Genomic DNA, 6,224 nt, shown 5'->3' with positions numbered 1-6,224 from the left:
GGGGGGTGTTGGCGGGGGGGGGGGCGGGGGGGGGTGGTGGGGGTGGTTGGGGGGGGGGTGTGTGGTTGGGTTGTGGGGTGTGTGTTTTTTTGTTTGGGGGGGGGGTGTGGGATGGTGGGGGGGGGGGTGGTGGCGGGTGGGGGGGGGGGGGCCTCGCCGGGGGGGGGGGGCGCGGCGGCCGGTCCGCCGCGCGGCGCCCCCTCCGCATGCCCTGGCGATGCCCTGACGATGGTTCTGCCACGGAGTTCCCGAACCGCCCGACGCTGCGTCACGCGGCGTTCATGCCCTGGTCGCCGGTCTTCGGGTGAATGAGCCCGCCCGCAGTTGTACAGCCAACTGTGGGCGTTCTCCCTCCCAACCTCCGTGACCAGCCGCGCGCGGCCCCGGCACCGTCCCCCGGCGGACCGGGCCCGCTGGCGGCGGACAGGACAACCGTGGCCGCAGGCAGCGCCCTGACCCTGACCTCATCCAGCAGCCCCGCCGAAGGCGACCGGCTCGGCTTCCACTGGACCACCGACGCCCCCGACGCCAAGAACTGGATCGGCATCTACGACGGCAGCCGCCAGCCCGGCACCGGCTCCTCGCTGCTGTGGAAGTACACCCCCGGCACCTCGGGTGACGTCGAGCTCGACACCTCCGCGCTGACCGGCGGCCCGTACACCGCCTACCTGCTCGCCAAGGACGGCTACGGCATCCTCGCCCAGACCGCCCCGTTCAGCTTCCGCCCCAAGCCCGCCGTGGTCCGCCCGCACGCCGCCGTCGACTCGTTCACCGCCACCCCCGTCGCCCCGGGCGCGGCCGTGCGGATCAAGCTCGGCGGCCTCTGGTCCCGCCCGGCCGGCAACGCCCCCGGCTCCGCCGCCTACCGCAAGCTCGGCGGCGCGGCCTGGGCCTCGGTCGGCGCCGACGGCACGCTCACCGGCACCGCGCCCGCCACCCCCGGCCGGAACCCCGAGCTGGTCGTGGTCGGCGTCAAGGACAGCACCGGCGCCACCGACACCCTCACCGTCCTGGTCCCGGTCGCGGACCCGGCCGCCCCGCCCCGGCTCAAGACCGCCAGCTGGAACCTGCACGACGCCGGTGCCGGCTACGCCGACGCGCTGGAGAAGCAGCTGCGCGTCGTCCTCGCCCAGGGCCTGGACGTGCTCGCCCTGCAGGAGACGGCCGGCGAGCGGGCCAAGACCCTGGCCGACGCGCTCGGCTGGTACGCCCACCAGAGCCCGGGCAGCGTCGGCATCCTCAGCCGCCACCCGCTCACCGACCTCACCCCGGCCACCGCCGAGCTGCCCGCCGTCGCCGCCACCGTCCAGCTGCCCGGCGGCCGCAGCGTCCGCTTCTGGGCCGCGCACCTCGACGAGGCGGGCTACGGCCCCTACGCCGTGCAGGACGGCGGCACCGCCGCCCAGGTGACGGCCGCCGAGAACGCCTCGCCGCGCCTCAAGCAGGCCAAGGCGCTGGCCGAGGCCGTGCGCGCGGACCTCGCCCGGCACCTCCCGGTGGTGCTGGCCGGCGCGCTCTCCTCGCCCTCCCACCTGGACTGGACGGCCGCCACCGCCGCCGCCCACAACGGCGTCGGCGCGCTCAACTGGCCGGTCACCGCCGCCCTGCAGGCCGTGGGGCTGACCGACAGCTTCCGCGAGGAGAACCGCGACCCGGTCAAGAACCCGGGCACCACCTGGTCGCCCACCCGCAAGCGGCGCGGCGACCGGCCCGAGCCGCAGGACCGCATCGACTACGTCCAGTACGCCGGCCCGCTGAAGCTGGTCGAGGCGCACACCCTGGTCGCCGACTGGCCGCAGCCCGAGCCGAACGACGCCGCCAACGAGTGGCCCTCCGACACCGCCGCCGCCGTCGCCACCTTCCAGCTCTGAGAGGCCAGTTCGTGATGCCCGAGCTCTCCCGCCGCACCTTCGTCGGCGCCACCGCGGCCGTCGGCGCCACCGCCCTGACCGGCCTGTCCGCCACCCAGGCCGCGGCCGCCCCCGCCGCCGACGAGCGGACCAGCGCCGCCCTCACCGGTACCATCAAGGACGTCAAGCACGTCGTCGTCCTGATGCAGGAGAACCGCAGCTTTGACCACTACTTCGGCACGCTGGGCGGCGTGCGCGGCTTCGGCGACAAGCAGGCGCTCCAGTTCCCGGACGGCACCGACGTGTTCCGCCAGCCCGACAGCCGCCGCAGCGACGGCGGGGCGATGCTGCCGTACCGGATGGACACCGCCAAGTACAACGCGCAGAACGCCGGCGGCCTCGCCCACGACTGGGCGACCGGCCACCAGGCCATCAACAACGGCGCGATGAACAAGTGGATCGCCGCCAAGGGCGAGCGCACCATGGGCTACTTCACCCGGGACGACATCCCCTACCAGTACGCCCTGGCCGACGCGTTCACCATCTGCGACGCCTACTTCACCTCGCTGGCCGGCCCCACCGACCCCAACCGGCTCTACCTGTGGACCGGCACCGCCGGCCCCGGCCGCGACGGCACCACCGGCCCCTGGATCGACAACACCCCGGTCACCGACAACCCCGTCGCCGACTGGACCACTTATGCCGAGCGCCTGGAGGCGGCCGGCGTCAGCTGGCGGGTCTACCACAACCCCAGCAAGGACGACCGCACCGGCGACTACGACGACAACGCCCTCTCCTACTTCAAGCAGTTCCACAACTTCCCGCACGACGACCCGCGTTACATCAACGCGATGACCAAGTTCGACCCCACCGACTTCGACCGCCACTGCAAGGACGGCACCCTGCCGACCGTCTCCTGGCTGGTCGCGCCCTACCTGTTCTCCGAGCACCCGGAGGCCGGACCGGCCTACGGCGCGCACTGGGTCAACCAGGCGCTGCAGTCGCTGATGTCCAACCCGGAGGTCTGGCGGCACACCGTCTTCCTGGTCATGTACGACGAGAACGACGGCTACTTCGACCACATGGTCCCGCCCACCCCCGAGCCCGGCACCCCCGAGGAGTTCACCCACGGGCGCGCCATCGGCCTCGGCAACCGCGTCCCGCTCTGGGTGGTCTCGCCCTGGTCGCGCGGCGGCTGGGTCAACTCCCAGGTCTTCGACCACACCTCGGTGCTGCGCTTCATGGAGCAGGTCACCGGCGTGGCCGAGCCCAACATCTCGGCCTGGCGCCGGTCCGTCTGCGGCGACCTCACCAGCTGCTTCGACTTCGCCGCCCCGGACCACTCGCTGCCGAAGCTGCCCGACACCAACGCCCTGATGGCCAGGGCCGACGCGGGCACCAAGCTGCCCGGCGTCGCCCTCCCGGCGATCGGCGCCCAGTCGATGCCCGTCCAGGAGCGCGGCGAGCGCCCGCACCGTCCGCTGCCGTACCAGCCGTGGGCCGACGTGTCGGTGGACCGCACGACCGGCAAGGTCAGCTGCGTGATGAGCAACGACGGCTCGGTGGCCTTCCCGTACACCGTCTACCCGAACATCCTGCTCCCCTTCGCGGGCATGCCGTACACCGTCGCCCCCGGCGCCGGCGCGACGTACGTCTGGGACGCGGCCGCCACCGACGGCCGTTACGACTTCACCGTGCACGGCCCGGACGGCTTCGTGCGCCGCTTCGCCGGCACGGTGGTCCGGGACGGGCAGGACGGGCAGAACGACATCGGTGTGCCGATCGTCACCGCCGACCTGCACGGCGACCTGAAGCTCACCCTCCAGGTCGCCAACGACGGGATGACCGACGTGGCCTTCACCGCCGCGCCCAACGACTTCGCGGGCACCGCGCAGACCGTCTGGGTCAAGCCCGGCAAGCAGGCCAGCCTGTCCTGGCCGCTGGACAAGCAGGGCCGCTACGACGTCGTCGTCACCGCCCACACCGGCCAGCGCTTCGTGCAGCGCTACGCGGGCTGGGTGCACTGACCGAGGGCCGGCCCGGCCGGGGGCGCCGATCCGGTGACCCCCGGCCGTGGCTCGGCCGCCGCGACAGGGCCCGCCGCTACCGTCGGGCGCATGCAGAAAATCACCACCTTCCTCTGGTTCGACGACCGGGCCGAAGAGGCCGCCCTCTTCTACACCTCGCTGTTCCCCAACTCCGGCATCACCAGGGTCACCCGCTACGGCGAGGCCGGCCCCGGCCAGGCCGGCTCGGTGATGACCGTCGAGTTCGAACTCGTCGGCCGGGAGTACACGGCGCTCAACGGCGGCCCCGAGTTCACCTTCACCGAGGCGATCTCGCTCCAGGTGGAGTGCGAGGACCAGCAGGAGATCGACGAACTCTGGGCCAAGCTCACCGCCGACGGCGGCCAGGAGGGCCCGTGCGGCTGGCTCAAGGACCGCTACGGCCTCTCCTGGCAGATCACGCCGCGCATCCTGATCGACCTGATCGCCGGCCCGGACCGGGCCAGGGCCGACCGCGTGATGGCGACCATGCTGCGGATGCGGAAGATCGAGATCCAGCCGCTGCTCGACGCGGCCAGGGGCTGAGGCCGTGACCGCCTTCAGCCACCGCGGCATCGTCTACCTGCGCGCCACGCCCGAACGGGTCTGGCACGCGCTCACCAACGCCGACGAGTCGGGCCTCTACTGGGGCCACCGCAACGTCTCCACCTGGCTGCCCGGCGCGCCCTGGGAGCACCAGCGCCCCGACGACTCGGGGATCGCCGACGTGATCGGCATCGTCGAGGCCGCCGAGCGCCCGCACCGGCTGGTCACCAGCTGGGCCGGGCCCGAGGAGCAGCGCCCGGCCGGGCCCTCCAGGGTCAGCTACGACATCCGGGCCTGGCGGGACCTCACCCGGCTCACCGTCACCCACGAGAACCTCGCCGACGAGGCCGAACGGGCGGACGCCGAACAGGGCTGGTCGGCGGTGCTGTCCAACCTCAAGACCTATCTGGAGACCGGGCACCCGCTGCCGCAGCAGCCCTGGCTGATGCCCTGACGTCCTGATCTCCCGGGCCCGTGGCAGGGATCAGTGCCCGGCCTTCGCCGCCGGGCGCTCCGCCTGGGCGGACGTCCGACGGCCTGGCCCCCGCTCGCCCCGGACGTAGCGGCGCAGCCCGGCGAACCGGGAGAACCGCTCGCGGTTCGCCACCGAGGCCCGGTCGAGCTCCTCCATCAGCCGCCGACTGCGGTGCTCCAGGTCCAGTTCGTCCAGGATCCGGTCCATCTCGGCCAGCATCGAGCCGTGCAGCTGCCAGGCCTCCGGATGCTCCTGGACCTTGCGCAGCAGCACCTGGGCGACGTTCTCCCGGCAGGCCCAGGCCGCCGCCAGTTCGGCGGTCAGCCGCTCCTCGGCCTCCTCGGCGTTGCGGGTCACCTGGGTGGTGACCAGTACCGCGAAGCTGACCATCGCCCCGCCGACGTGCGCCAGCAGTTCCTCCAGCCCGACCGCGACCTCCGGGGGGAAGAGCCGCTCGCCGGGCCCGCGCCGCTTGGCCAGGTCGGTGAGCGAGCGGGCCAGCACCCGGATCACCACCACGCAGATCTCCAGCGTGTCCAGCCCGGTGCGCAGCACCAGCCGGGAGAGCAGCCCCTCGCTGATCCGGGGGTTGAACCGCAGGCTGTCCTCGGCCTGGCGCAGCGCCGCGTCCACCTCGGCGATCGCCTGGTCGAGCCGGCGGGCCTCGTGCAGCCGCTCGGCGGCCCGGGCCACCGGGATGGGGCGGCCCAGCTCCTCGGCGATGTCCAGCAGCAGCTTCCGGGCCCGCCGGGCGAGGTCCTCGATCGACTCCCCGGCGGTGTCCACCCAGACCGGCGGGGCGAAGAGCAGGTTGAACAGCAGGCCGACGGCCGCGCCGATCAGCGTCTCCAGCACCCGGTCCCAGGCCTGCGAGGCCAGTTTGGTGACGCCCAGGATCAGCATCGCACTGATCGCGACCTCCTGGACGAACTCCTCGACCCGGACGAACCGGCCGATGATCAGGGAGGCCAGGATGATCAGCCCGAGGCTCCACCAGGAGAGCCCGACCACGGCGCTGAAGCCGATCGCGATCAGCACCCCGACCACCACCGAGTTGACCCGGCGGATGCTGGTCTTGAGTGTCGAGTAGACGGTGACCTGGACCACCAGCAGCGCGGTCAGCGGCGCCGTCAGCGGCGCGGGCTCACTGCTGAGCCGGGTGGCCACCGCGTAGGCGAGGGTGGCGGCCACGGTGGCCCGCACGGTCTGGACGACGAAGGGCTCTCGGGCGCCACGGCGGACCAGGGTCGTGAAGGACTCCGGGAGAAGGGCCATGACGGCCTTCTTTCCCCGCGGCCGCCGCTGACA

General features: G+C 73.1%; 5 protein-coding genes. 4 read left to right on the top strand and 1 reads right to left on the bottom strand.

All coding sequences use genetic code 11. The features are described from left to right. Window positions 1-434 precede the first annotated feature (434 nt). The 4 genes from ACIRYZ_RS21985 to ACIRYZ_RS21970 all read left to right on the top strand — a co-directional run bounded on the left by ACIRYZ_RS21985 (window position 435) and on the right by ACIRYZ_RS21970 (window position 4,895). Entirely contained in the window at window positions 435-1,871 is a 1,437-nt protein-coding gene (locus ACIRYZ_RS21985) for an endonuclease/exonuclease/phosphatase family protein (RefSeq protein WP_402946515.1), read from the top strand. A 14-nt stretch (window positions 1,872-1,885) separates the two neighbouring features. Further along, window positions 1,886-3,877: a phosphocholine-specific phospholipase C gene (locus tag ACIRYZ_RS21980; protein ID WP_402946513.1), complete on the top strand. Its 1,992-nt coding sequence runs from the start codon at window positions 1,886-1,888 to the stop codon at window positions 3,875-3,877. A 90-nt stretch (window positions 3,878-3,967) separates the two neighbouring features. Beyond that, window positions 3,968-4,441, top strand: a complete 474-nt coding sequence (locus ACIRYZ_RS21975; protein WP_402946511.1) for a VOC family protein — start codon at window positions 3,968-3,970, stop codon at window positions 4,439-4,441. 4 nt (window positions 4,442-4,445) lie between these two features. Further along, window positions 4,446-4,895 (top strand): SRPBCC family protein, encoded by a 450-nt coding sequence (locus ACIRYZ_RS21970; protein WP_402946509.1) that lies wholly within the window; start codon window positions 4,446-4,448, stop codon window positions 4,893-4,895. A 30-nt stretch (window positions 4,896-4,925) separates the two neighbouring features. Here ACIRYZ_RS21970 and ACIRYZ_RS21965 read toward each other — a convergent pair whose 3' ends face one another. Further along, a complete protein-coding gene (locus ACIRYZ_RS21965) occupies window positions 4,926-6,191 on the bottom strand; it encodes an aromatic acid exporter family protein (RefSeq protein WP_402946508.1) in 1,266 nt (421 codons plus the stop codon). Window positions 6,192-6,224 lie beyond the last annotated feature (33 nt).

Origin of the sequence: Kitasatospora sp. NPDC101155 (assembly GCF_044768305.1) — a bacterium.
In the GTDB taxonomy this organism is placed as follows: Bacteria; Actinomycetota; Actinomycetes; order Streptomycetales; family Streptomycetaceae; genus Kitasatospora.
The sequence above is the reverse complement of the archived record's forward strand: the minus strand, read 5'-3'. Positions and strand labels throughout refer to the sequence as shown.

What these genes read in the sequence shown, in the direction of transcription:
- ACIRYZ_RS21980 (WP_402946513.1), top strand. Translation starts at nt 1,886, where the DNA reads ATGCCCGAGCTCTCCCGCCGCACCTTCGTCGGCGCCACCGCGGCCGTC.
- ACIRYZ_RS21975 (WP_402946511.1), top strand. Translation starts at nt 3,968, where the DNA reads ATGCAGAAAATCACCACCTTCCTCTGGTTCGACGACCGGGCCGAAGAG.
- ACIRYZ_RS21965 (WP_402946508.1), bottom strand. Translation starts at nt 6,191, where the DNA reads ATGGCCCTTCTCCCGGAGTCCTTCACGACCCTGGTCCGCCGTGGCGCC.